Genomic DNA, 20815 nt, shown 5'->3' on the forward strand with positions numbered 1-20815 from the left:
GGTTGGTTTTCAATGAGACGTAGGTGACCCCGAAGGGCGTGCGACCGGTTCCGCGTAGGTCCGGGGCATCGGCCAACTCGGCGTGGTGGAGGGGCACTTATGGTGAAACAGGAGCGCGCCGTCCGGACGCGCAGAGCGATCCTGGAAGCGGCGGGCGCGGTCTTCGACGAGCACGGCTACACATCCACGACCATCGCGATGGTGCTGGAGCGGGCCGACGTCACCAAGGGCGCCCTCTACTTCCACTTCCCGTCCAAGGAGTCCCTCGCCCAGGCCGTGCTGGACGAGCAACTCCCCCTCGGTGCCGTGCCGCCGCAGCCGTGCAAGCTCCAGGAGATCATCGACATCACCTTCGTCTTCGGGCAGCGGCTGCTGAGCAACGCGTTGCTGAAGGGGAGCGTCCGGCTGACCGTGGACCAGTCCGCGCCGCCCGGTGTCGATCACAGCGGGCCGTTCAGACAGTGGGCGGACCATCTGGTCGAGCTGCTGCAACAGGCCGACAAGCAGGGCGAGTTGCTGCCCGCGGTGCAGCCGAGGGACACGGTGGAGCTGCTGGTCGGCGCGTTCGCCGGGATCCAGCTGATGTCACGGGCGCTGACCGACCGGGACGACCTCGCGCACCGCATCTCGGTCCTGTGGTCCCACATCCTGCCCAGCGTCGCGGTGCCGGGGCTGCTCCCCCGTATCGACGCCGCCCCCGATCGCGGGCCCCGGGTCCTGGCCGCGATGCCGTGACGACGACGGGCCGGCCGGTGCCCCATCCGCACCGGCCGGCCCGCCCGTTCAGGGTTGCGCCTCAGAGGGTCGTCGGACGCTCCTCAGAACGTGAGCTTCCAGCTGTTCAGCGTGCCCGTGTCCTGCGCGGCCGTGTCCTGCACGCGCATCTTCCAGGTGCCGTTCGCCGCCTCGCTCGACGCGTCCACCGTGTAGGTGGTCTTGACGTTGTCCGCCGAGTCCGAGGAGCTCGCGGACTTGAGGCGGTAGGTCGAACCGTCCGGTGCGACCAGGTCGATCACCAGATCACCGCGGTAGGTGTGGGTGATGTCGACGCCGACCTGGAGAGCGGAGGGCGCGTTCCCGCTGCGGCCGCTGACGGCGATGGAGGACTCGATCGCCGAGCCGTTGTCCGGTACGGCGACCGCGGTCGTGTTGGTGAAGGTGGTGCCCCCCGTGGAGCCGCCGGAGCCGCTCACCGCCTGCACCGTCCTGGCCGCGTCCGCCAGACCCGCACCGCAACCGCCCGAGCAACTGCCGGGCAGGGCACGGGCGTTGTTCTTGATGGCAGTCTCGATCTGCGCCGGGGTCAGGGACGCGTTCGCGGACTTCATCAGTGCCACCAGACCCGCGATGTGCGGGGTGGCCATGCTGGTGCCCTGGTAGTAGGCGTACGACTCCGAAGAGGGCGTCTTCGTACCGGAGTTGAGCGTGGACAGGATGCCGTTCGCGGTCCCGGTGCTGGTCTGGCCGCCCGGCGCCGAAATGTCCACGCCGGAGCCGTAGTTGGAGTACGAGGCCTTCGCACCGGAGCGGTTGGTGGCCGCGACCGAGATCACGTTGTTGCAGTTGCCCGGCGAGTGGTTCGCGACGTTGTCGTTCTCGTTGCCCGCGGCCACGACGACGGTGGTGCCGCGGTTCACGGCGGCGGTGATCGCGCTCTGGGTCGCCGAGGAGCAGGCGCCGTCGCCGCCCAGGCTCATGTTGATGACCTTGGCGACGTTGGAGTTGGCGGGCACGCCGGAGACGCTGCCGCCGGACGCCCAGGTGATGGCGTCGATGATGTCGGAGTCGTAGCCGCCGCACTTGCCGAGCACGCGCAGCGGGGAGACCTTCGCACCGTAGGCGATGCCCGCGACGCCCTTGTTGTTGTTCGTGACGGCGGCGATGGTGCCGGCGACGTGCGTGCCGTGCCAGGAGGAGCCGGAAGCCGGGATGCCGGAGCCGCAGTCGTTCGCGTTGTACCAGTCGCCCGGGTCGGCCGGGTTGCTGTCGCGGCCGTCGCCGTCGACGGAGACGGCGGTGTCCGCGATGAAGTCGTAGCCGCCGACGATGTTCGCGGCGAGGTCGGAGTGGGTGACGTAGCCGGTGTCGATGACGGCGACGGTCACGCCGGAGCCGGTCGAGGTCGGCCAGGCGCCGGGCACGTTCATACCGGCCGTCGACTCGAAGAGGTCCCACTGCTTGGCGTACTCGGTGTCGTTCGGGTCGGCCTGCGGCCGGTTCAGCCGGTCCGGTACGACGTAGGCGACCTGCGGGTCGGCCTTGAACTCGGCGACCACGTCGGCGACCTGGGCGGTGCCGACCTTCTCGCCCAGGTCGACGAGGGCGGCTCCGGTGCCGAGACGGCGGCGGAAGTCGACGTCCTCGCCGGCCTCCTTGCCCTTGGCTTCCGCGTCGGCCGCGGCGGCCTTGTTCGACCTGGCCTCCTCGGCGCCGGACTTGTAGCCGACGATGAGGCGCTCGGCCGGGGTGCCGGGGGCGGCCTCGGCCTGGGCGGCCGGGACGGCGGCCCGCTCGGTGGCGGGCTCCTGGGCGGCGACGGCTACCGAGGCGGTGGCCGCGGTGATGAGGGCGGCCGAGGCCGCGGCGACGGATATCAGCTTCCGTCCGCCGGTTCGGGGTGTACGCACGGGCGTGCCTTTCGTGGCCGGCTCCGGACAGCGCGGAGCGGCAGGGGGATTCGCTTCGTCGTCGAAGCGGCGGGGGGTGGTGCGAAAAGCAGAGAGCGGCGCGGTGGCCGGCCAGGCGCGAGCGCGGACCCGTTCGGGGTTGCCTGTGGGTCGGCTGTGCAGGAACGATAGGCAAAGAGATGGTCATGGGGATACAGGGGAAACCCTCGATCAGGCCGGAAACACACCCTCGGCGTCGGCCGGTTGACCTGCCTTGCCCCGATTCACCTCGAACGTCACGCGGTGAACGCGCCGGGCCGTTTCCCCGTACTCCACGGGAGCACCCGTTCCCGCGCCGGCCGAGGAGACGTTCCGGATGTCCCGGATGACCGCACACCGCACCGCCCTGGCGGCCGCCCTCGTGACCCCGTTCCTGCTGTCCCTGTGGACGGCGGGCCCCGCACAGGCGCACGGCGCGCCGACGGATCCGGTCAGCCGGGTGTACGCCTGCTCGCCGGACGGCGGGGCGAACGCGAGGACGGCGGCCTGCAAGGCGGCCGTCGCCGCGAACGGCCAGCCCTTCACGTACTGGGACAACCTGCGGGTGGCGGACGTGAACGGCCGGGACCGGCAGGTCATCCCCGACGGAAAGCTGTGCAGCGGAAACCTGCCCGCCTACAAGGGCCTCGACCTCGCGCGCTCCGACTGGCCGACGACGACCCTGACGCCGGGCGCGACGATGACCATGAAGTACGCCTCGACGATCCCGCACACCGGCACGTTCAAGCTCTACCTCACCAAGCCGGGCTACGACCCGACGAAGCCGCTCACCTGGTCCGAGCTGCCGGCGCAGCCCTTCGCCTCGGTCAAGGACCCGGCGCTGACGAACGGCGCCTACCGCATCACCGCGAAGCTGCCGTCCGACCGGACCGGGCACCACGTGCTCTACACGATCTGGCAGAACAGCAGCACCTCGGACACGTACTACTCGTGCTCGGACGTGGTGTTCCCGGCCGCCAAGGGCAGCGGAAAGAGCGAGGGCTCGGCGGCGTCGGCATCGCCGAGCGGCGAGAAGAAGACGAGCGGCAGCCCTTCGGCGACGCCCGAACCTCGTAAGAATCCTTCCCGCAGTGCCGCGGCCGCGGCGAGCCCGCGGCAGAAGGACACCGCCGCCCCCGACAGCACCCCGGTGGCCTCGACGTCCGCCGCCGACTCGGGCCCGTCCGCGCCCATGCTGGCGGGCGGCGCCGCTGCGGTGTTGGTCCTCACCGGCGGCGCCGCCCTGGCACTGCGTCTGCGTCGACGCTGAACTGCCTTTGACTGACCGTCAGTTGACGTAGACCGTCGCGCCGTTGTCGGTCACCGGGGCGTACTTGGCGGTGAAGTAGCCGCTGCTGAAGCACAGCGACGAACCGGACGTCTTGGTGAAGGCCTGGTTGGTGAAGTTGATGCTGTTGTCGTCGTTGCTCGCCGTGCCGGTCAGGCTGGCGGCCTGGTAGACGCAGGTGATGCTGCCCAGCAGGGTGGTCAGCTTGACCGTGGTCTGGATGGTGGAACCGCTCGCCGGGGTCACGGTGATGGTGCCGTCGGAGGCCACGGTGGTGGTGTACGGCAGATTGTCGACCGTGATGCTGCTGACGCCGAGCACACCGACGACGTTGCTGGTGCAGCTGCTTTTGTCGAAGGTCTGGGCGCTGACCGACTCGGTGGCCCTGCCCGGCGCGGCCGGGTTGTCGGTGACGGTGGCGGTGAACGTGGAAGACGTGCACTTCACGCCGCTGGTGCCGGTCGCGCTGGAGTAGAGGGTGGCGCTGGTGCCGCTGGCCAGCGGGGCGGAGAGGACATCGCCGACCGCGACGGCGGTGCCACCCGCCGAACCGGTGGTCAGTACGGCGGTATCGGCCGCCGAGGCCGGGACGGCCGCCGGGATCGAGAGGGCGGCGACGGCGCCGACGAGGGTGAAGAGGGTGCGAGTGCGCATGCGGGGGTCTCTTTTCTGAGATGTGGGGGCTGCTTCTGAGGGTTTGGGGGGCTGCTTCTGCAGAGTTGGGATGAAACAGGCGTGGGGGGACGCGAATCGGCGTCCGCCGTTGCCGGCCCGTGACGCCTTCTCCGTACGCGACGGACCGGCAACGACGACCGGCCGGTGACCGACCGAAGACCCGTGGGGAGGGCCGCCTGCCGAACCGGGCGGGGGAGGCGGGCCCGCACGGACCAGGGGGGAAGTGCCCGTGCGGGACCGTCGGAGGGCGTGGGGGTTTCCGGGAACGCGGACGATGCCGCGCGGCGGGATCCGGCGCCACGGATCCGGGGGAAGCCAGGGCAAGTTCTAGACCTGAGGGTCAGTCAACGTCAAGGCAGATCAAGGGAGTTGACGATCGTTCAAGGAGATGGCGGGAGCCGGCGTACACCACCGACGCACAGGTGAGGCACAACGAACACTCTTTTTTCACAACTCCCTTGACCCTTAAAAGTAACCACGGGTAACTTCCTCGACGGCTACTGCGGAGTACGAGAAAGCCCTTACGCCCGCCGGGAGTTGTGAGGGGTCGTGCGCCCCAGTGCGCTGTCCGCGCCAGGACAACGTGCCGCTGATGCCCAACCCGCACTGACTAATGCACATGGGAGCAGAAATGGCCTCGTCCTCGGACGTCAACTCGTCCGCCGACCACACCCCCGGAACCGAAAGCGGTTCCACGCCCGACCCCGCGAGACGCGGGCGGGTCCGGCTGCGCCGTGCCGCGGTGATGGCCGTGCCGGCCGTCGCGGTCGCCGCCGGCCTCGCGATCATGACCGCCGAGGGGGCGCTGGGGGTTTCCTTCTCGATCTCCGGGATGCCCTTCACGGTCACCGCCAAGTCGCTGGACGGCACCGGATTCGAGCAGTTCGGCGGGCTGGACAGCATGATCGACGACAGCCCGAACGCGGGCGACACCGGCGGCCAGGTGCTGGTCGTCACCTCCGCCATCAAGAACGCGACGCTGGACAGCCTCTGCCAGAGCGTGGACCTGGGCGGCACCAACCTGCTCATCAAGGCGGGCAGCGGCTCGTCGAAGGTGCAGGCGACCGATCTGACCACCGACTCGACGGAGCTGACGGGCGACGCGTCCTTCAACAACATCGAGATCGGCAACGACGCGAGCACGCTCACCAAGGCCGGGGTCAAGGGGCCGAAGGGCGTCTTCAGCCAGCAGGCCGACACCGTGCACATCAACAACCTGCGGCAGACCAACTACGCGACCACCGCAGGGGTGTTCAAGCTTCCGGGCCTGAAACTCAGCTTCAGCGACTCGGGTTGCTGATGTCGGACACCCCGAAACAAGGCGTGCGGCCCGCTTTCCGTGAGTGGCGGGCCCGCCGTCCTTTCTGGGGCGGGCTGCTGCTCGCCCTGGGCGGGGCGGAGATCCTGCTCACCGAGAAGGCCTCGGTGAAGGTCATCATGCACTCCGGCGCGCAGAACCTGGCCGGCTACCTTCTGCCCACCGTGATGCTGCTGTGCGGACTGCTGATCCTCTTCAGCCCCTCGCAGCGCCTGTTCTACTCGATCATCGGCGTCCTCGCCTCCCTGGGCACCTGGCTCACCTCCAACCTGGGCGGCTTCTTCGTGGGCCTGCTCCTGGGAGCCGTCGGCAGCTGCCTCACCTTCGGCTGGCTGCCGGACCAGGAGCCGCGCGTCAGCCGCCGGCAACGCAGGAAGCAGGCGCGGGCCGCGGAGGCGGTCCAGCTGTAGGCGTCGCCCGATTTCGACCAGGCCGAGCGGCGCCCTTCGACTCGACCCCGGAGGCCCGCACCTCCGGGGTCGTCGGCCTTGGTCAGGAAGCGGCCGGGCCCCGGGGCACGTCCACCGGCTCCACGACCGTCGGGGCGGCCGAGTGGTCGCCCTCGTCCTTCATCGCCTTCGCCTCGCTCTTGAGGATGCGCATGGACTTGCCCAGGGCGCGGGCGGTGTCCGGGAGCTTCCTCGAGCCGAAGAGCACGATCACGACGATCGCCACGATCAGCAGATGCCAGGGTTCCAGTCCGTTGCGGAGCATGGCCGCACCCTCCCTTTCCTCAACTTCTTCTTACGTCGGCAGGGGACACTTGCCGCTGCTCGTCCGCACATCGACGGTTGCTACATTGCGCAACTGTACAACCATGGCAGCGACGTAAGAGGCGCCGATGACCGTCACCAACAGCCGGACGACTGCACCCCCGCGCCACCGCGCCGGCCAGGGCGGATCGGACGGGGGCGGCGCCCGGTCCGCCGCCCGGGAGCGCAGGCGCCGGCGCGGCCGCCGGATACGTTTCGCGCTCGCGTTCGTGCTGTCGCTGGTGGTGCTCGCGCTCGCCGGAGCGGGCTGGCTCTATCTGAAGCTGGACGGCAACATCAACACCTTCGACTCGGGCGGCCTGTCCGACAACCGCCCGAAGGCGGGCTCCTCGAAGGGCGAGAACGTCCTGGTCATCGGCTCCGACACCCGCACCGGCGGCAATGACAGGCTCGGCGGCGGCAACAAGGACGACGTCGGCCGCTCCGACACCGCCTTCCTGCTGCACATATACGCCGACCACAAGCACGCCCTGGCGGTCTCCATACCCCGCGACACCCTGGTCACCATCCCGCCGTGCAAGCTCCCCGACGGCACCTGGACGAAGACCCAGCCCGACACGATGTTCAACGCGGCCTACTCAGTCGGCGAGACCGCGAAGGGCAACCCCGCCTGCACGCAGAACACGGTCGAGCAGCTCACCGGACTGCGGGTCGACCACACGGTCGTCGTGGACTTCAAGGGCTTCGCGAGCCTGACGTCGGTGGTGGGCGGTGTGCAGGTGTGCCTCCCGAACGACGTCTACGAGAACGATCTCAACCCCAACCGCACGACCCGCGGCAAGCTGCTGTTCAAGAAGGGCGAGCAGACCGTCTCCGGGCAGAAGGCGCTGGACTACGTCCGTATCCGGCACGGCATCGGCGACGGCTCCGACATCGGCCGTATCAAACGCCAACAGGCCTTCGTGGCAAGCCTGTTGAAGGAGGTCAAGAGCAACGGTCTGACGCCGACCAGGCTGCTGCCGCTCGCCGACGCCGCCACCAAGTCGCTGACCGTCGACCCCGGCCTCGGCTCCGCCGACAAGCTCATCTCCTTCGCGATGTCACTGAAGGACATCGACCTGCACAACACCAAGTTCGTCACCGTCCCCTGGCGGTACGACGGTTCGCGGGTGGCGATCGTGCAGCCGGACGCCGACGACCTCTTCGCCGCGCTCAAGGCGGACCACACGATCGACGGCAAGAACGCGAGCGGCAGGAAGAGCGGCGCCAAGGCCACCGCGCCCGCCTCCCCCTCGGCGTCCCCCGTGTCCGGCGCCGGCATCGACGTCACCGTCTACAACGGCACCACCGTCGGCGGCCTGGCCGCCCGCGGGGCCGCCACGCTGACCTCGGACGGCTTCACGGTCACCGGTACGGCGACGGCGTCCACGCAGGACCACACGACCACGCTGGTCGAGTACGGCGCCGGGGAGCAGGCCGCCGCCGAGACGGTCGCGAAGGCGTTCCCGGGCGCCGTGCTGCAGTCGGTGACCCGGGCCGGCGTCAGCGTCGTACTCGGGCAGTCGTACGCGAACACGCCCACCGCCACCGCCTCCCCGACGGCCGTCCCGAGTTCGGTCGCCGCCGGCGCGCGGTCCGCCGACGACGATCCCTGCTCGAACCTGACCTACGGCTGACGGCGCCGACGCACCGGCCGGTCAGATGCCGAGCACCGCGCGGGCGGTGAGGAAGTAGATGACCAGGCCGGTGGCGTCCACCAGGGTCGTCACCATCGGCGCCGAGACCACCGCCGGGTCGATGTGCAGGCGCTTGGCCAGCAGCGGCATGGTGCCGCCGACCGTCGCCGCCCAGCCGCAGATGATGACGAGGGCGACACCGACCACCACGGCGATGTGCGCGCCCACGAACAGCGTGCCCAGCACCAGCCCGAGCCCGGCGAGGATCGCCCCGAGCACGACACCGACCCGGCACTCGCGCCAGACGACCGCGGGCAGGTCGGAGACCCGCACCTCGCCCACGGCCAGCGCCCGGACCGCGGCGGTGGCCGCCTGCGCGCCCGCGTTGCCGCCGGTGCCGATCAACAGTGGAATGAACGTGGCGAGTTGGGTGACCTTCTCCAGGGTGCTCTCGAAGGCCTCGGTCACCGTGACGGTGAGGGTCGCGGCCAGCAGCAGGAGCAGCAGCCACACGACCCGGTAGCGCGCCAGCTGCCACACGCTCGCCGCCATGTAGTGCCCGGCCCACGGGGCCGCCCCGGACTGCCGGGCGACGTCCTCGGTGTCGGCGTCCTCGATGACGTCCACGGCGTCGTCGATGGTCAGCAGCCCCACGAGCCGTTCCTCGTCGTCGACGACGGGCAGGGCGAGCGCGTCACTCTCGCGCATCAGCCGCGCCGCGTCCTCGGCGGAGTCGGCGGCGTGCGCCCGCGCGGCACCGCGGACGACGTGGTCGGCGAGGTCGTCGTCCGGCGGGCTGAGCACCAGCTCGCGCAGCGAGACCACGCCGCTGAGCCGCCGCCCGTGGTCCACGACGGGAAGGGTGTACACGGTCTCGGCGTCGGCGCCCTCCCGCCGTACTCGCTCCAACGCCTGATGCACCGTCAAATGCTCTTCCAGAACCAGGACTTCAGAGGTCGCGCAACGCCCTACGGAGCCCTCGGGGAAGCCGAGCGGCCCGGCCGTGAGGTGCGGCGGGCGTCGGTCGGGCAGGGGTCGGGCGTGCAGGGCGTGGCGGTCTTCGGGCAGCTGGGTGTACGTCATGGCAGGTCACCTCGGCAGGACGGCGGGACGCGGGGCGGCGGATGTACGGGGGCTGACTGGGAGGTTCGCTCTGCACGGCGAACCACCTCCCTCCGCATGCGCGTCGCGTACGACGGTCCTGGGCCGACAGCCAGATGGTGCGCACCGCCGCCGGCCGGGGCGAGCGGTGCGGCATATCTGCCGGTTTTCCTCCATGCCGGTCGAGTGGGCTGAAGGATGCGTGCAGGTGATCAAGGGGCCGCCCCGGTGGGGAGCGCTGGGCCCACCGGGGCGGTGTGGGGGGGGCGTCGGGTCAGGCGAGTTGGACGAGGGCGAAGGTGACGCCTGCCGGGTCCCGGAGTACGGCGGTTCGGCCGACGCCGGGCAGTTCGGTGGGCGGACTGAGGACGGTGCCGCCGAGGGCGGCCGCCGCGACCGCAGCGCCGTCGATGTCCTCGACGCCGAAGTGCAGGGTCCAGCCGGCCCTGCCCTCGGGCCCGCTCGTGATGCCGCCGAACTCCGCCCTGCCGTCGACGAAGGTGAGGTGGGCGGCGGCGCCCCCGGCCGGCGGTACGGCGGCGCTCCAGCCGAAGACCTGCCCGTAGAAGGCCTTGGCGCCCTCGGTGTCCGGGGTGCTCAGCGTGAACCAGGACGGGGTGCCGGGCTCGCGGACCAGGCCGGAGCCGGGGTGCTTGTCCGGCTCCCAGGCGCCGAACAGGGCGCCGTCGGGGGCCTGGTAGACGGCGGCGCTGCCTGCGACCGACACCTTGGTGGGCGGGCTGACGACGCGTCCGCCGGCGGCCTCGACGGCCTTCGAGGTCGCGGCCAGGTCCTCGGACATGAAGTAGACGCTCCAGCCGGCCGAGTGCTCCTGCCCCTCCCGGAGCTTCACCGCGCCCACGATCTTCTCCCCGTTCAGCGTGAAGTTTACGTATCCGGTGGGGAGTTGGAGGGCTTCCCAGCCGAAGAGGGAGCCGTAGAAGGCGCGGGCGGAGTCGACGTCGGGGGTGTCGAGGTCCGCCCAGCAGGGCGCGCCGGCCGGGTGGCGAGAGATCTTCATCGGTTCTCCTCGGGTCGCAACGATCGATCTTCGTCCAGCCTGGCCGCGCCCCACGGACCGCTCCAGCCGGCGCCGGCAACTCGCGGATTCCTTCCATGCGCCCCGGCCTTCGCGGTGAATTCGTCCACCGCGATCGCCTCGGCGACTTCTTCGGGCGTACGGCCGTCGGTAGCCACGACGGCCGTCGCGACCTCCTCGTACAGGTGTCGGCGGGACTCGGTCAGCTCGCGCCACCGCGTGCGCGGGTCGGCGGCGAGGAGGGGTCGGTCCGCGGTCAACCCCGGGCGGCGGAGGGCCTCTTCGACGCCCATTGTGAGGTGGACGACGTACCGTCCGGCCAGCAGCCCGCGCGTGTCCGGGTCCAGGATCGAGCCACCGCCGAGGGCGAGGACGCCGTCGTGCTCGGCCAGCGCGCGGTGCACGGCCCGTCTCTCGACCGCACGGAAGGCCGCCTCGCCGAAGTCGCGGAAGAACTCCGCGACGGTCCGGCCCGCGGCGGCCACGATGTCGTCGTCCGTGTCCCGGTACGCCATGCCGAGCCGTTCGGCCAGCAGCCGCCCGACCGTGGACTTCCCGACGCCCATCGGTCCGACCAGGACGACCGGCGGACCGCTCATCGGATCGCCAAGTGGTCCAGATACGACCGCACGTTGCGGCGGGTCTCGGTCACGCTGTCGCCGCCGAACTTCTCCGCCACCGCGTCCGCCAGCACGAGCGCGACCATCGCCTCGGCGACGATCCCGGCGGCCGGTACCGCGCACACGTCCGAGCGCTGGTGGTGGGCCAGGGCGGGTTCGCCGGTGGCCACGTCGACGGTCCGCAGGGCCCGCGGCACGGTGGCGATCGGCTTCATCGCGGCCCGTACCCGCAGCAACTCCCCTGTGCTCAGGCCGCCTTCGGTGCCGCCGGAGCGCCCGGAGGACCGCCGGATGCCGTCCTCGGTGTGCACGATCTCGTCGTGGGCCTTGGAGCCCGGCACCCGGGCCAGTTCGAAGCCGTCGCCGACCTCGACGCCCTTGATGGCCTGGATGCCCATCAGTGCCGCGGCCAGCCGGGCGTCCAGCCGCCGGTCCCAGTGCACATGCGAGCCGAGGCCGACCGGGACGCCGTACGCCAGCACCTCGACCACACCACCGAGCGTGTCGCCGTCCTTGTGGGCCTGGCCGATCTCGGCGACCATCGCCTTCGACGCGTCCGCGTCCAGACAGCGCACCGGGTCCGCGTCCAGCCGCACCACGTCCGCCGGGGCCGGAAGGACCCCGCAGGGCGCCTTCGCGGTGGCCAACTCGACGACGTGCGACAGGACTTCGATGCCGCTCGTCTCCTTCAGATACGACCGCGCCACCGCACCCAGCGCGACACGGGCCGCCGTCTCCCGCGCCGAGGCCCGTTCCAGGATCGGCCGCGCCTCGTCGAAGCCGTACTTCTGCATGCCGGCCAGGTCGGCATGGCCGGGGCGCGGGCGGGTCAGCGGGGCGCTGCGGGCCAGGCCCGCCAGGATCTCGGGGTCGACCGGGTCGGCCGACATCACCTGCTCCCACTTCGGCCACTCGGTGTTGCCGACCAGGACCGCGACCGGGGAACCGAGGGTGAGGCCGTGCCGGACGCCGCCGACGAAGGTGACCTCGTCCCGCTCGAACTTCATCCGCGCGCCCCGGCCGTACCCCAGCCGGCGCCGCGCCAGGTGATCCGCCACCATCTCCGTGGTGACCGGCACCCCTGCCGGAAGCCCCTCCAGCGTCGCCACGAGTGCCTGGCCGTGGGACTCCCCCGCGGTCAGCCAGCGCAGTCTGCTCACCTCGGCTCCTCGGGTGCGGCGGGCAGGCGCAGCCCGCGGTGGATGTCCATGGCGGCCGAGGAGTGGTTGAGGGTGATGTAGTGCAGGCCGGGGGCGCCCTCGTCGAGGAGGCGCTGGGCGAGGGCGGTCGCGTGGTCGACGCCGATGCGGTGGGACTCGGCGGGGTCGTACTGCGCGGTGCGCAGGCGCAGGGCGAGGTCGTCGGGGAAGGTCGCGTTGCTGAGGCGGGCGAAGCGGGCGATCTGTTCGTAGCGGGTGGCGGGCATGATGCCGGGGATGACCGGGGTGTCGCAGCCGACGGCGGCGAGGCGGTCGCGGAGCCGGAGGTAGTCCTCGGCGCGGAAGAACATCTGGGTGATGGCGTAGTCGGCGCCGGCCCGGCACTTGGCGACGAAGTGGCGAACGTCGCTGTCCCAGTCGGGCGAGCGCGGGTGGCGTTCCGGGAAGGCGGCGACGCCGATGGAGAAGGCGCCGCAGGAGCGGATGAGTTCGACGAGTTCGGCGGCGTGGCCCAGGCCGTGGGGGTGCGGGACCCAGGGGCCCTGCGGGTCGCCGGGCGGGTCGCCGCGCAGGGCGAGGACGTCGCGGATGCCGGCGTCGGCGTAGCGGCCGATGATGCCGCGCAGTTCGTTGACGGAGTGCCCGACGGCGGTGAGGTGGGCGACCGGGCGCAGGGTGGTGTCCTCGGCGATACGGCGGGTGAGCTCCGTGGTGAGTTCACGGGAGGTGCCGCCGGCACCGTAGGTCACCGACACGAAGGCCGGGTTGAGGGTCTCGACTCGGCGCAGTGCGCTCCACAGGGCGCGCTGCCCCTTGCCTGTCTTGGGCGGGAAGAACTCGAAGGAGTACGAGCGGTGGCCGGCCGCGATCAGTTCGGCGGGGCCCCGGCGGGGCCGGACGGCCACGAGTGCGGGTGCCGTCATGTCGGGTCGCCTCCGGTCGCGGTGTAGGTCTGGGTGCCGATGTGGGACAGGGCGAGGGTGGCCAGGGCGGAGCCCCACCGGGCGCGGTGGACGGTGTCGTGGCCGGCGGCCAGGGCGGCGAGGTATCCGGCGCGGAAGGCGTCGCCCACGCCGGTCGGGTCCACGGCCTCGGCGGCCGGGACGGCGGGGACGTCCAGTGGGGGGTCGCCGGCGCGTTCGATGCGGCTGCCCTTCTCGCCGAGGGTGGTGACCCAGGTGCCGACCCGGTGCAGGACGTCGGCGTGGGTCCAGCCCGTCTTGGCGAGCAGCAGGGCGTGTTCGTACTCGTTGGTGAACAAGTGGTCGGCGCCGTCGACGAGTTCGCGGATCTGCGGACCGTCGAGCCGGGCCAGCTGCTGCGCGGGGTCGGCGGCGAAGGGGATGCGGTGGGTGCGGCACGCGCGCGTGTGCCGGAGCATCGCGGCCGGGTCGTCGGCGCCGACCAGGACGAGGTCGGCGCCGCCGTGCCGGCGCAGGACCTCGGTGAGGTCGATGTCGGCGGCCTCGGTCATCGCGCCCGGGTAGAAGGAGGCGATCTGGTTGCCGTCCTGGTCGGTGGTGCACAGGAAGCGGGCGGTGTGACGGGTGCGGGAGACGTGGACGCCGGAGACGTCCACGCCGAGTGCCGCGAGCCGCTGTCCGTACGGGGCGAAGTCGGCGCCCACCGCTCCCAACAGCAGCGGCCGGTGGCCGAGTTGGGCCAGGCCGTAGGCGATGTTGGCGGCCACTCCCCCGTCGCGCACCTCCAGGGTGTCGACCAGGAAGGACAGCGAGACGTGGTCGAGGCGGTCGGCGAGCAGCTGGTCGGCTATGCGGCCGGGGAAGGTCATCAGGTGGTCGGTGGCGATGGAGCCGGTGACGGCGATCCGCATGTCAGGCCCCCGCCGCGAGCCGCAGCGCGTCCACGCGGTCCGTCTTCTCCCAGGTGAAGTCGGCCAGTTCGCGGCCGAAGTGGCCGTACGCGGAGGTCTGGGCGTAGATCGGGCGGAGCAGGTCGAGGTCGCGGATGATCGCGGCCGGGCGCAGGTCGAAGACCTGGCGGATGGCGTGCTCGATCGCCGTCTGCGGTACGGCGGCGGTGCCGAAGGTCTCGACGAAGAGACCCACGGGCTCGGCCTTGCCGATCGCGTACGCGACCTGGACCTCGCAGCGGCGGGCCAGACCGGCCGCGACCACGTTCTTCGCCACCCAGCGCATCGCGTACGCCGCCGAACGGTCCACCTTGGACGGGTCCTTGCCGGAGAAGGCGCCGCCGCCGTGGCGGGCCATGCCGCCGTACGTGTCGATGATGATCTTGCGGCCGGTGAGGCCGGCGTCGCCCATCGGGCCGCCGATCTCGAAGCGGCCGGTGGGGTTGACCAGGAGACGGTAGTCCTCGGTGTCGAACTTGATGCCGTCGTCGGCGAGCCGGGCCAGTTCGTGCTCGACGACGTGGGCGCGGACGTCGGGGGCGAGGAGGCCGTCGAGGTCGACGTCGGCGGCGTGCTGGGTGGAGACGACGACGGTGTCCAGGCGGGCCGCGCGGCTGCCGAGGTACTCGACGGTGACCTGGGTCTTGCCGTCGGGGCGGAGGTAGGGGGTGAGGCCCTCCTTGCGGACCTGGGAGAGACGGTGGGCGAGCCGGTGCGCCAACTGGATGGGCAGCGGCATGAGTTCGGGCGTCTCGTCGCAGGCGTACCCGAACATCAGGCCCTGGTCCCCCGCGCCGCCGGTGTCGACGCCCTGCGCGATGTCCGGGGACTGGGCGCCGATCGACACGGACACCCCGCAGGAGCGGCCGTCGAAGCCCTTCTGGGAGGCGTCGTACCCGATGTCGAGGACGGCCTCCCGGACCAGGCCGGGGATGTCCGCGTACGCCGTGGTGGTCACCTCTCCGGCGACATGCACCTGGCCGGTGGTGATCAGCGTCTCGACGGCGACCCGGGCGTGCGGGTCCTGGCCGAGGAGGGCGTCGAGGATCGTGTCGCTGATCCGGTCGGCGATCTTGTCGGGGTGTCCCTCGGTGACGGACTCCGAGGTGAACAGGCGGCGGGACATGGCTCTCCCTGGGGTCGCAGCGGCTGCTGACTGATGAAGGACGGTGCGAGAAGGGGGCCGGAGAGCTCCTCGGGGGATGTGGAAGCTCTCCGGCCCGGCTCGGAGTGGTGGTCAGAGGGCGGCCTTCGTGAGCGCCCTGGCGATGCGCACCACGCGTTCGGCCTGGACGCGGGCCGCGTTGCGGGTGACGTCGCCGACCGGGAGTGTGCCGCCCGCGTCGTGGTGGGCGGTGCCGTACGGGTTGCCGTCGGCGAACTTGTCGGGGTGGGTGAAGCCGGGGGCGACGACGATGCCGCCGAAGTGGTGGAAGGAGTGCATGAGGGCGAGCAGCGTGGACTCGTTGCCGCCGTGCGGGCTGCCCGTGGAGGTGAAGGCGCTGTAGACCTTGTCGGCCAGTTCGCCCTTCTTCCAGGCGCCGCCCAGGGTGTCGAGGAACTGCTTGAGCTGGGCGGCGACATTGCCGAACCGGGTCGGGGAGCCGAACAGGACGGCGTCGGCCCACAGGACGTCCTCGACGGCGGCGAGGGGGATGTCGGCGGTCGCCGCGTCGTTGGCGGCCCACGCCGGCTGGGACTCGACGACCTCGCGCGGGGCCAGTTCCGCGACCCGGCGCAGGCGGACCTCGGCGCCCGACTTCTCGGCGGTGTCGGCGAGTTCGCGGGCGATCTCGGCGACGTGGCCGGTGGCGGAGTAATAGACGACGGCGACGTTCACGCTGTTCATGGCGGTGCTCACCAGTCCGCCAGGTGGAGGGAGGCGAGCGGGTCCGGTACGTCGAGCGCGGAGGCCGGGTGGGTGAACGTCCGGTCGTAGTAGAGGAGCGGGGTGCGGTCGTCGTCGACGTAGGTGTCCAGGACGCGGCCTACGAGGATGCTGTGGTCGCCGCCGTCGAGGACATCGTGCAGGGCGCAGGCGACGCGGGCGCAGGCGTCCGGCGAGCCGGGCAGGCCCAGTTCGCAGGGCCGCATGTCGCCCTCGGCGAACCGGTCGACGCCGGAGCGGGCGAAGCGCCGGGCGACCTGCTCCTGGCCGTGCGCCAGGAGGTTGACCAGGAAACGGTCGGTGCTCGTGAACGCGACGTGGGTGCTGGCGGTCTTGTTGAGGCAGACCAGGACGAGGGGCGGGTCCAGGGACAGGGAGGAGAAGGAGGTCGCGGTGAACCCCCGGCGCCGTCCGGTGCCGTCGACGGTCGTCACGACGGTCACCGGTCCGGGCACCCTGGACATGGCGTGGGTCAGGGCCTTGCCGCTTGCGGCAGACATGGGTTGCTCACTCTCCGGTGTCGTGGCGGTCAGGGCTGAAGGCGGCTGGTGCGCCACCCGCGGTCGCAGCGGTCGTAGCGCAGCCGGCGGTGCAGTCGGTCGGAGTCGGCGGCCCAGAACTCCACGGCGACCGGGGCGAGCAGGTAACCGGCGTAGCGGTCGGGGCGCGGCAGCGGGGTGCCGGGGGCGGCGAGGCGGTCGGCCTCGGCGCGCAGGGCGGCCACGTCCCGCAGGGGTTCGCTCTGCCGGGAGGCCGCGGACATGGAGTGCATCGGGATGGGCCGGCCGGACCACAGGGCGTCGGACTCGGCTTCGCTCAGCCGGGACACGGGCCCGGAGAGGATGAGCTGCTGGCCGGTCTCGCGCCAGTAGAGCAGGCCCGACGCCCAGCCGGTGGCGACCATCTCGCGGCCCTTCTGGCTGGTGGAGTGGCTGGCGAAGACCAGCCCTCGGGAGGTGATGTCGGTGACGGAGATGATGCGGTTGGAGGCGCGTCCCCGGCTGTCGGCGGTGGCGAGCGCCAGGGCGCGCGGTTCGCGCACGCCGCGGGCGGTCGCCTCGGCGATCCACTGGTGGACGAGGCCCATCGGTTCGGCCGGCGGGGCGTCGTACTCGGGGAAGTCCAGGTCGACTTCGCCGGTGAGGCTTTCGAATCGGCTGCTGTTCACGAGTTCCTCGCTGGACGGAATCAGACGTGGAGGGTGCCGTGCGCGGCGACGACGCCGTGGCCGCCGACCTCGACCGAGCGGACCGTGTCACCGGAGCCTTCGGCGGTGGCGAGCATCAGGGAGGGTCGGCCCATCTCGACACCCTGGAGGATCTCCAACTGCCGCCCGTAGTCGGCGAGTTGATGCCGGGCCAGATGGATGGCGAGCGGGCCCGCCGCCGAGCCGGTCGCCGCGTCCTCCACGACGCCGTAGGCGGGCGAGAACATACGGGTCCGCCAGTGGGTGCCCGCGCCGGCGAAGCAGTTCGCGGCCATGTCCGGGAAGGCGACCAGGGCGCGGTGGTCGGGCCGGAGCGCGGACAGGGCGGCCACGCTCTCGACACCGACGAAGACGTGCCGGGGCCCGTTGCGGTAGACCTCGACGGGCGCGATCGTCTCCTCGACACCGAGCGCCGCGAGCAGCTCCTCGCGATGTTCGTACGGCTCCCAGGTGGGCACCGGCTGCTGCATCCGTACCCTCAACACGCCCTCGTCCTCCGCGAGTTCGAAGGGGATGACGCCCATCGCGGTCTCCAGCCGCAGCCGGTCCTCCTTGAGCGTGCGGCCGAGCGCCACCGCCGTGCCGAGCAGCGGATGGCCCGCGAACGGCAGCTCGTTGACCGGCGTGAAGATACGGATCCGGGCGTCACCGCCCTGCTCGGGCGGCAGCACGAAGGTGACCTCGGAGAGGTTCATCTCCCTCGCGATGCGCTGCATCAGCTCGGCGCCCAGCTCGGCGGCGTCGAAGAACACCGCCACCGGATTGCCTTCGAGCGGGGTGCGCGCGAAGGCGTCGACGACTATGTATTCGTGCACGGTGACTGATCCCCACTGGTAGCTGCCGTTGCCTGGACGTCGAAGCGGCCGCGGTACGAGGGCGGGCCACCGATCAGCCGCGCTGCCCGATTGGGCGGCAGCTCCTCCGGGCGGTCCGCCTCCCACACCATCACCGCGCCCCACCGGTTGGACTCCCGGTCCGCCAGCCACAGCTTCAGCCGCAGGCCCGGTACGTCGTTCCACTCGGCGACCGCCTCGTCGCAGAGGTCGGCGCGCAGGGAGTCGATGGTCTGCGGGGTGCCGTCGAGGTCCCACCAGGCGATGTCAACCCGCACGGCCGAGCACCTCCCGGATGGTGCGGCCGGCGATGCGCGGCCCGTCGACGGTGAGCACCGACTCGGCGTGGAACTGCATCGAGGCGAAGCCGGGCCCGCGCAGGGCGTGCACCTCGCGGGTCACCGGGTCCCGGCTGACCTCCACGAGTCCGGCCCCGGCGAGGTCCAGCTTGTCCTCGGCGCTGCGGGCGGCGAACGTGTTGTAGAAGCCGACCCGTTCGCGGCTGCCGAACAGGTCGATCTCCCGCTGCACGCCCTGGTTCGGCACGTCCCGGCGGGCCAGGTCGAGGCCGAGGCTCAGGCTGAGCACCTGGTGGCTGAGGCACACGGCGACGAACGGCCGCTGCTCGGTGAGGAGTTGACCGATGGCCGTGCGGAGATGGCGGATCTTGGGGTCGTCGGCCGCTCGGGGGTCGCCGGGACCCGGGCCCATCACCACGAGATCGTGGCCGTCGAAGGTGTACGGCTCGTCGAAGCGACGTACCGTCACCTCCAGTCCCAGGGCCCGGAGTTGGTGTCCGATCATCGCGGTGAAGGTGTCCTCCGCGTCGACGACCAGTGCGCTCAGACCGGTCAACTCCGGTACTGCGGGCCGTGGTTGACCGCCGCCCTTGAGCCAGAACTCCGCGATGCCGTCGTTGCGGCGGTCCAGTGCCGCGCGGACGTCCGGGTGGCTGCCGTAGCGGATGCCGCGTCCGGACTCCAGGGCGCCGAGCAGGCCGGCCGCCTTGGCGCGGGTCTCGGCGACCTCCGAGTGCGGGTCGGAGTGCCGTACGAGAGTGGCGCCCACTCCGATCCGCACCCGGCCGGTGGTGTCGATGTCGGCGGTGCGGATGAGGATGGCCGAGTCGAGGGCGCGCTCGCCGTTGCGGTCGCGGCCGATCAGCGCGGCGACGCCGCTGTAGTAACCGCGGCCCTCGGGCTCGTACTTGGCGATGACGCGGGCGGCGCTCTCCAGCGGGCTGCCGGTGACGGTGGGCGCGAACAGGGTCTCGCGCAGGATGTCGCGCACGTCGCGGTCGGTGCGGCCCTCGATGAAGTACTCGGTGTGGGCGAGGCGGGCCATCTCCTTGAGGTAGGGGCCGAGGACCCGGCCGCCGTCCTCGCAGATGCGGGCCATCATCTTCAGTTCCTCGTCGACGACCATGTACAGCTCGTCGGTCTCCTTGGGGTCGGCGAGGAACTCGGTGACGCCCTCGAGCGTTGGGCCGGCCGGCGGGTAGCGGTAGGTGCCGCTGATCGGGTTCATCACCGCGGTCCCGCCGCTCACCGAGATGTGCCGCTCCGGCGTGGCCCCGACGAAGGTGCGCTCGCCGGTGTGGATGACGAACGTCCAGTACGCGCCCTGCTCGCGCTCCAGCAGCCGGCGGAAGAACACCAGCGCGTCCATCGGCGAGTAGTCGCCGAGGTCGGCCAGGAAGGTCCTCTTGACGACGAAGTTGGCGCCCTCGCCGGTGCCGATCTCGTCGGCGACGACCCGGCGCACGGTCTCGGCGTACCGCTCGTCGTCGACGTCGAAGCCGTGCGCGGTCACGGACGTCGGCTTGTCCGGGAGCCGGAGCAGGAGTTCGGGCAGGGGCACCCGGTCCTGGCCGGTGACGGACATCGCGACGAGGGGCGCGCCGTCGTCGGGGGCGGTGAAGCCGCGCTCGGTGAGACTGCGGTAGGGCACCAGGACCAGGACGTCGTGCTCGGTGCCGGAGTCACGGGTGAGCGGGATGTCGGCCAGCGTTCCGGGCAGGGTCACGTCGCCGACGAGGATGTCGACGGTGTCCGGGACGCCGGTCTCGGGGCGGTGCAGCAGGGCGAAGGCGGGCGCTTGGAGGTCCAGTACGCGGCCCAACAGGTCGTTGCCGTACGACGCGTTCATATGAACACCTCCGTGGACGGGAGGACCACCGCGCAGCGCTGGGCCGCGTAGTCCAGGGCCAGCCGGTGGTGGGCCTCGGAGAAGTCGCCGAGGGCGTCGGCGGCGAGGAAGGCCTGGATGTCGTTGGCGTATGCCTCGAGGGCGGTGGCGAGCACGCCGACATGGGCGTACACGCCGCACAGCACGAGCTGGTCGCGGCCGGCCGCCCGCATGCGGGTGAGCAGGTCCGAGCGGAAGAAGGCGCTGTAGCGCCACTTGGTGAACACCCAGTCGTCCTCGGTGGGCGCGAGTTCCTGCGCCACCTCGCGGTCGGCCGGGTCGGTGCGCATGCCCGGGCCCCAGAAGTCCTTGAGCAGGCCGCGCTGTTCCTCGGTCATCCGGCCGGGCTGCGCGGTGTACGCCACCTGGACACCGAGGGCGGCGGCACGCTTGCGCAACTGCGCGGCGTTGTGGACGAGTTGGCCGCGCAGGGGGTCGGGCAGCGCCTGCAGGAAGTAGCGCTGCATGTCGTGGACGAGCAGGACGGCACGGTCCGGGTCCGGGCGCCACTGCGCCACGTTCTCGGGCAGGTCGTGGGCCGTGGGCAGAGGGTACGACGCGATGGGGGGTAGGCCGGCCATGGGGTCAGCTC

General features: G+C 71.5%; 22 protein-coding genes. 5 read left to right on the forward strand and 17 right to left on the reverse strand.

Features of this window, described 5'->3' with window-relative positions; translation table 11 throughout:
- Positions 1–99: 99 nt before the first annotated feature.
- On the forward strand, positions 100–735 hold the full coding sequence (locus ACFY1L_RS15030) for a ScbR family autoregulator-binding transcription factor (RefSeq protein ID WP_388823322.1): 636 nt from the start codon (positions 100–102) through the stop codon (positions 733–735).
- An 83-nt stretch (positions 736–818) separates the two neighbouring features.
- Here the strand turns inward: ACFY1L_RS15030 and ACFY1L_RS15035 are convergent, their stop codons facing one another.
- Positions 819–2627 (reverse strand): S8 family serine peptidase, encoded by a 1809-nt coding sequence (locus tag ACFY1L_RS15035; RefSeq protein WP_388823324.1) that lies wholly within the window; start codon positions 2625–2627, stop codon positions 819–821.
- A gap of 355 nt (positions 2628–2982) precedes the next feature.
- On the opposite strand from ACFY1L_RS15035, the gene ACFY1L_RS15040 reads away from it, so the two are divergent.
- Positions 2983–3915 carry a lytic polysaccharide monooxygenase gene (locus ACFY1L_RS15040; protein WP_388823326.1) on the forward strand — a complete coding sequence of 311 codons (933 nt, stop codon included), beginning with the start codon at positions 2983–2985 and terminating at the stop codon, positions 3913–3915.
- A gap of 18 nt (positions 3916–3933) precedes the next feature.
- On the opposite strand, the gene ACFY1L_RS15045 is transcribed toward ACFY1L_RS15040, so the two are convergent.
- Positions 3934–4587, reverse strand: coding sequence for a Tat pathway signal sequence domain protein (locus tag ACFY1L_RS15045; protein ID WP_388823328.1), 654 nt, complete (start codon positions 4585–4587; stop codon positions 3934–3936).
- A 652-nt stretch (positions 4588–5239) separates the two neighbouring features.
- Between ACFY1L_RS15045 and ACFY1L_RS15050 the strand changes: the two genes are divergently transcribed.
- Both ACFY1L_RS15050 and ACFY1L_RS15055 read left to right on the forward strand, forming a co-directional pair.
- Positions 5240–5908: a DUF6230 family protein gene (locus ACFY1L_RS15050; RefSeq protein ID WP_388823330.1), complete on the forward strand. Its 669-nt coding sequence runs from the start codon at positions 5240–5242 to the stop codon at positions 5906–5908.
- Entirely contained in the window at positions 5908–6336 is a 429-nt protein-coding gene (locus ACFY1L_RS15055) for a DUF6114 domain-containing protein (RefSeq protein ID WP_388823332.1), read from the forward strand. The genes ACFY1L_RS15050 and ACFY1L_RS15055 overlap by 1 nt, the downstream gene beginning before the upstream one ends.
- An 82-nt stretch (positions 6337–6418) precedes the next feature.
- On the opposite strand, the gene tatA is transcribed toward ACFY1L_RS15055, so the two are convergent.
- On the reverse strand, positions 6419–6640 hold the full coding sequence (gene tatA / locus ACFY1L_RS15060; RefSeq protein ID WP_388823334.1) for a Sec-independent protein translocase subunit TatA: 222 nt from the start codon (positions 6638–6640) through the stop codon (positions 6419–6421).
- 127 nt (positions 6641–6767) lie between these two features.
- Here tatA and ACFY1L_RS15065 point away from each other — a divergent pair, with 127 nt between their 5' ends.
- Positions 6768–8315 carry an LCP family protein gene (locus ACFY1L_RS15065; protein ID WP_388823336.1) on the forward strand — a complete coding sequence of 516 codons (1548 nt, stop codon included), beginning with the start codon at positions 6768–6770 and terminating at the stop codon, positions 8313–8315.
- 21 nt (positions 8316–8336) lie between these two features.
- Here ACFY1L_RS15065 and mgtE read toward each other — a convergent pair whose 3' ends face one another.
- The 14 genes from mgtE to ACFY1L_RS15135 form a co-directional block, all read right to left on the reverse strand.
- Complete coding sequence (gene mgtE / locus ACFY1L_RS15070; RefSeq protein WP_388823338.1) at positions 8337–9398, reverse strand: magnesium transporter; 1062 nt, start codon at positions 9396–9398, stop codon at positions 8337–8339.
- A 292-nt stretch (positions 9399–9690) separates the two neighbouring features.
- Complete coding sequence (locus ACFY1L_RS15075; RefSeq protein WP_388823340.1) at positions 9691–10437, reverse strand: VOC family protein; 747 nt, start codon at positions 10435–10437, stop codon at positions 9691–9693.
- Positions 10434–11054, reverse strand: coding sequence for a shikimate kinase (locus ACFY1L_RS15080; protein WP_388823342.1), 621 nt, complete (start codon positions 11052–11054; stop codon positions 10434–10436). The genes ACFY1L_RS15075 and ACFY1L_RS15080 overlap by 4 nt, the downstream gene beginning before the upstream one ends.
- The gene (gene aroC, locus ACFY1L_RS15085) at positions 11051–12235 is read right to left on the reverse strand and encodes a chorismate synthase (RefSeq protein WP_388823344.1); all 1185 of its coding nucleotides are present in this window, start codon (positions 12233–12235) and stop codon (positions 11051–11053) included. The genes ACFY1L_RS15080 and aroC overlap by 4 nt, the downstream gene beginning before the upstream one ends.
- Positions 12232–13158 (reverse strand): methylenetetrahydrofolate reductase [NAD(P)H], encoded by a 927-nt coding sequence (gene metF / locus ACFY1L_RS15090; RefSeq protein ID WP_388823346.1) that lies wholly within the window; start codon positions 13156–13158, stop codon positions 12232–12234. The genes aroC and metF overlap by 4 nt, the downstream gene beginning before the upstream one ends.
- A complete protein-coding gene (locus ACFY1L_RS15095) occupies positions 13155–14069 on the reverse strand; it encodes a carbohydrate kinase family protein (RefSeq protein ID WP_388823348.1) in 915 nt (304 codons plus the stop codon). Before ACFY1L_RS15095 ends, metF begins: the two co-directional genes overlap by 4 nt.
- 1 nt (position 14070) lies before the next feature.
- Positions 14071–15234, reverse strand: coding sequence for a methionine adenosyltransferase (metK, locus tag ACFY1L_RS15100; RefSeq protein WP_388823350.1), 1164 nt, complete (start codon positions 15232–15234; stop codon positions 14071–14073).
- 111 nt (positions 15235–15345) lie between these two features.
- A complete protein-coding gene (gene wrbA / locus ACFY1L_RS15105) occupies positions 15346–15957 on the reverse strand; it encodes an NAD(P)H:quinone oxidoreductase (RefSeq protein WP_388823352.1) in 612 nt (203 codons plus the stop codon).
- Between the two features lie 8 nt (positions 15958–15965).
- Positions 15966–16496: a flavin reductase family protein gene (locus ACFY1L_RS15110; RefSeq protein ID WP_388823354.1), complete on the reverse strand. Its 531-nt coding sequence runs from the start codon at positions 16494–16496 to the stop codon at positions 15966–15968.
- A 29-nt stretch (positions 16497–16525) separates the two neighbouring features.
- Positions 16526–17164 (reverse strand): phenazine biosynthesis FMN-dependent oxidase PhzG, encoded by a 639-nt coding sequence (phzG, locus tag ACFY1L_RS15115; RefSeq protein ID WP_388823356.1) that lies wholly within the window; start codon positions 17162–17164, stop codon positions 16526–16528.
- Positions 17165–17184: 20 nt separating this feature from the next.
- Positions 17185–18018 (reverse strand): PhzF family phenazine biosynthesis protein, encoded by an 834-nt coding sequence (locus tag ACFY1L_RS15120; protein WP_388823358.1) that lies wholly within the window; start codon positions 18016–18018, stop codon positions 17185–17187.
- Positions 18003–18314: a hypothetical protein gene (locus tag ACFY1L_RS15125; RefSeq protein WP_388823360.1), complete on the reverse strand. Its 312-nt coding sequence runs from the start codon at positions 18312–18314 to the stop codon at positions 18003–18005. The genes ACFY1L_RS15120 and ACFY1L_RS15125 overlap by 16 nt, the downstream gene beginning before the upstream one ends.
- The gene (locus tag ACFY1L_RS15130) at positions 18304–20184 is read right to left on the reverse strand and encodes an anthranilate synthase family protein (protein ID WP_388823362.1); all 1881 of its coding nucleotides are present in this window, start codon (positions 20182–20184) and stop codon (positions 18304–18306) included. Before ACFY1L_RS15130 ends, ACFY1L_RS15125 begins: the two co-directional genes overlap by 11 nt.
- A complete protein-coding gene (locus tag ACFY1L_RS15135; RefSeq protein WP_388823364.1) occupies positions 20181–20804 on the reverse strand; it encodes an isochorismatase family protein in 624 nt (207 codons plus the stop codon). The genes ACFY1L_RS15130 and ACFY1L_RS15135 overlap by 4 nt, the downstream gene beginning before the upstream one ends.
- Positions 20805–20815: the final 11 nt, after the last annotated feature.

The organism is Streptomyces sp. NPDC001663 (assembly GCF_042893105.1).
Taxonomy (GTDB): domain Bacteria; phylum Actinomycetota; class Actinomycetes; order Streptomycetales; family Streptomycetaceae; genus Streptomyces.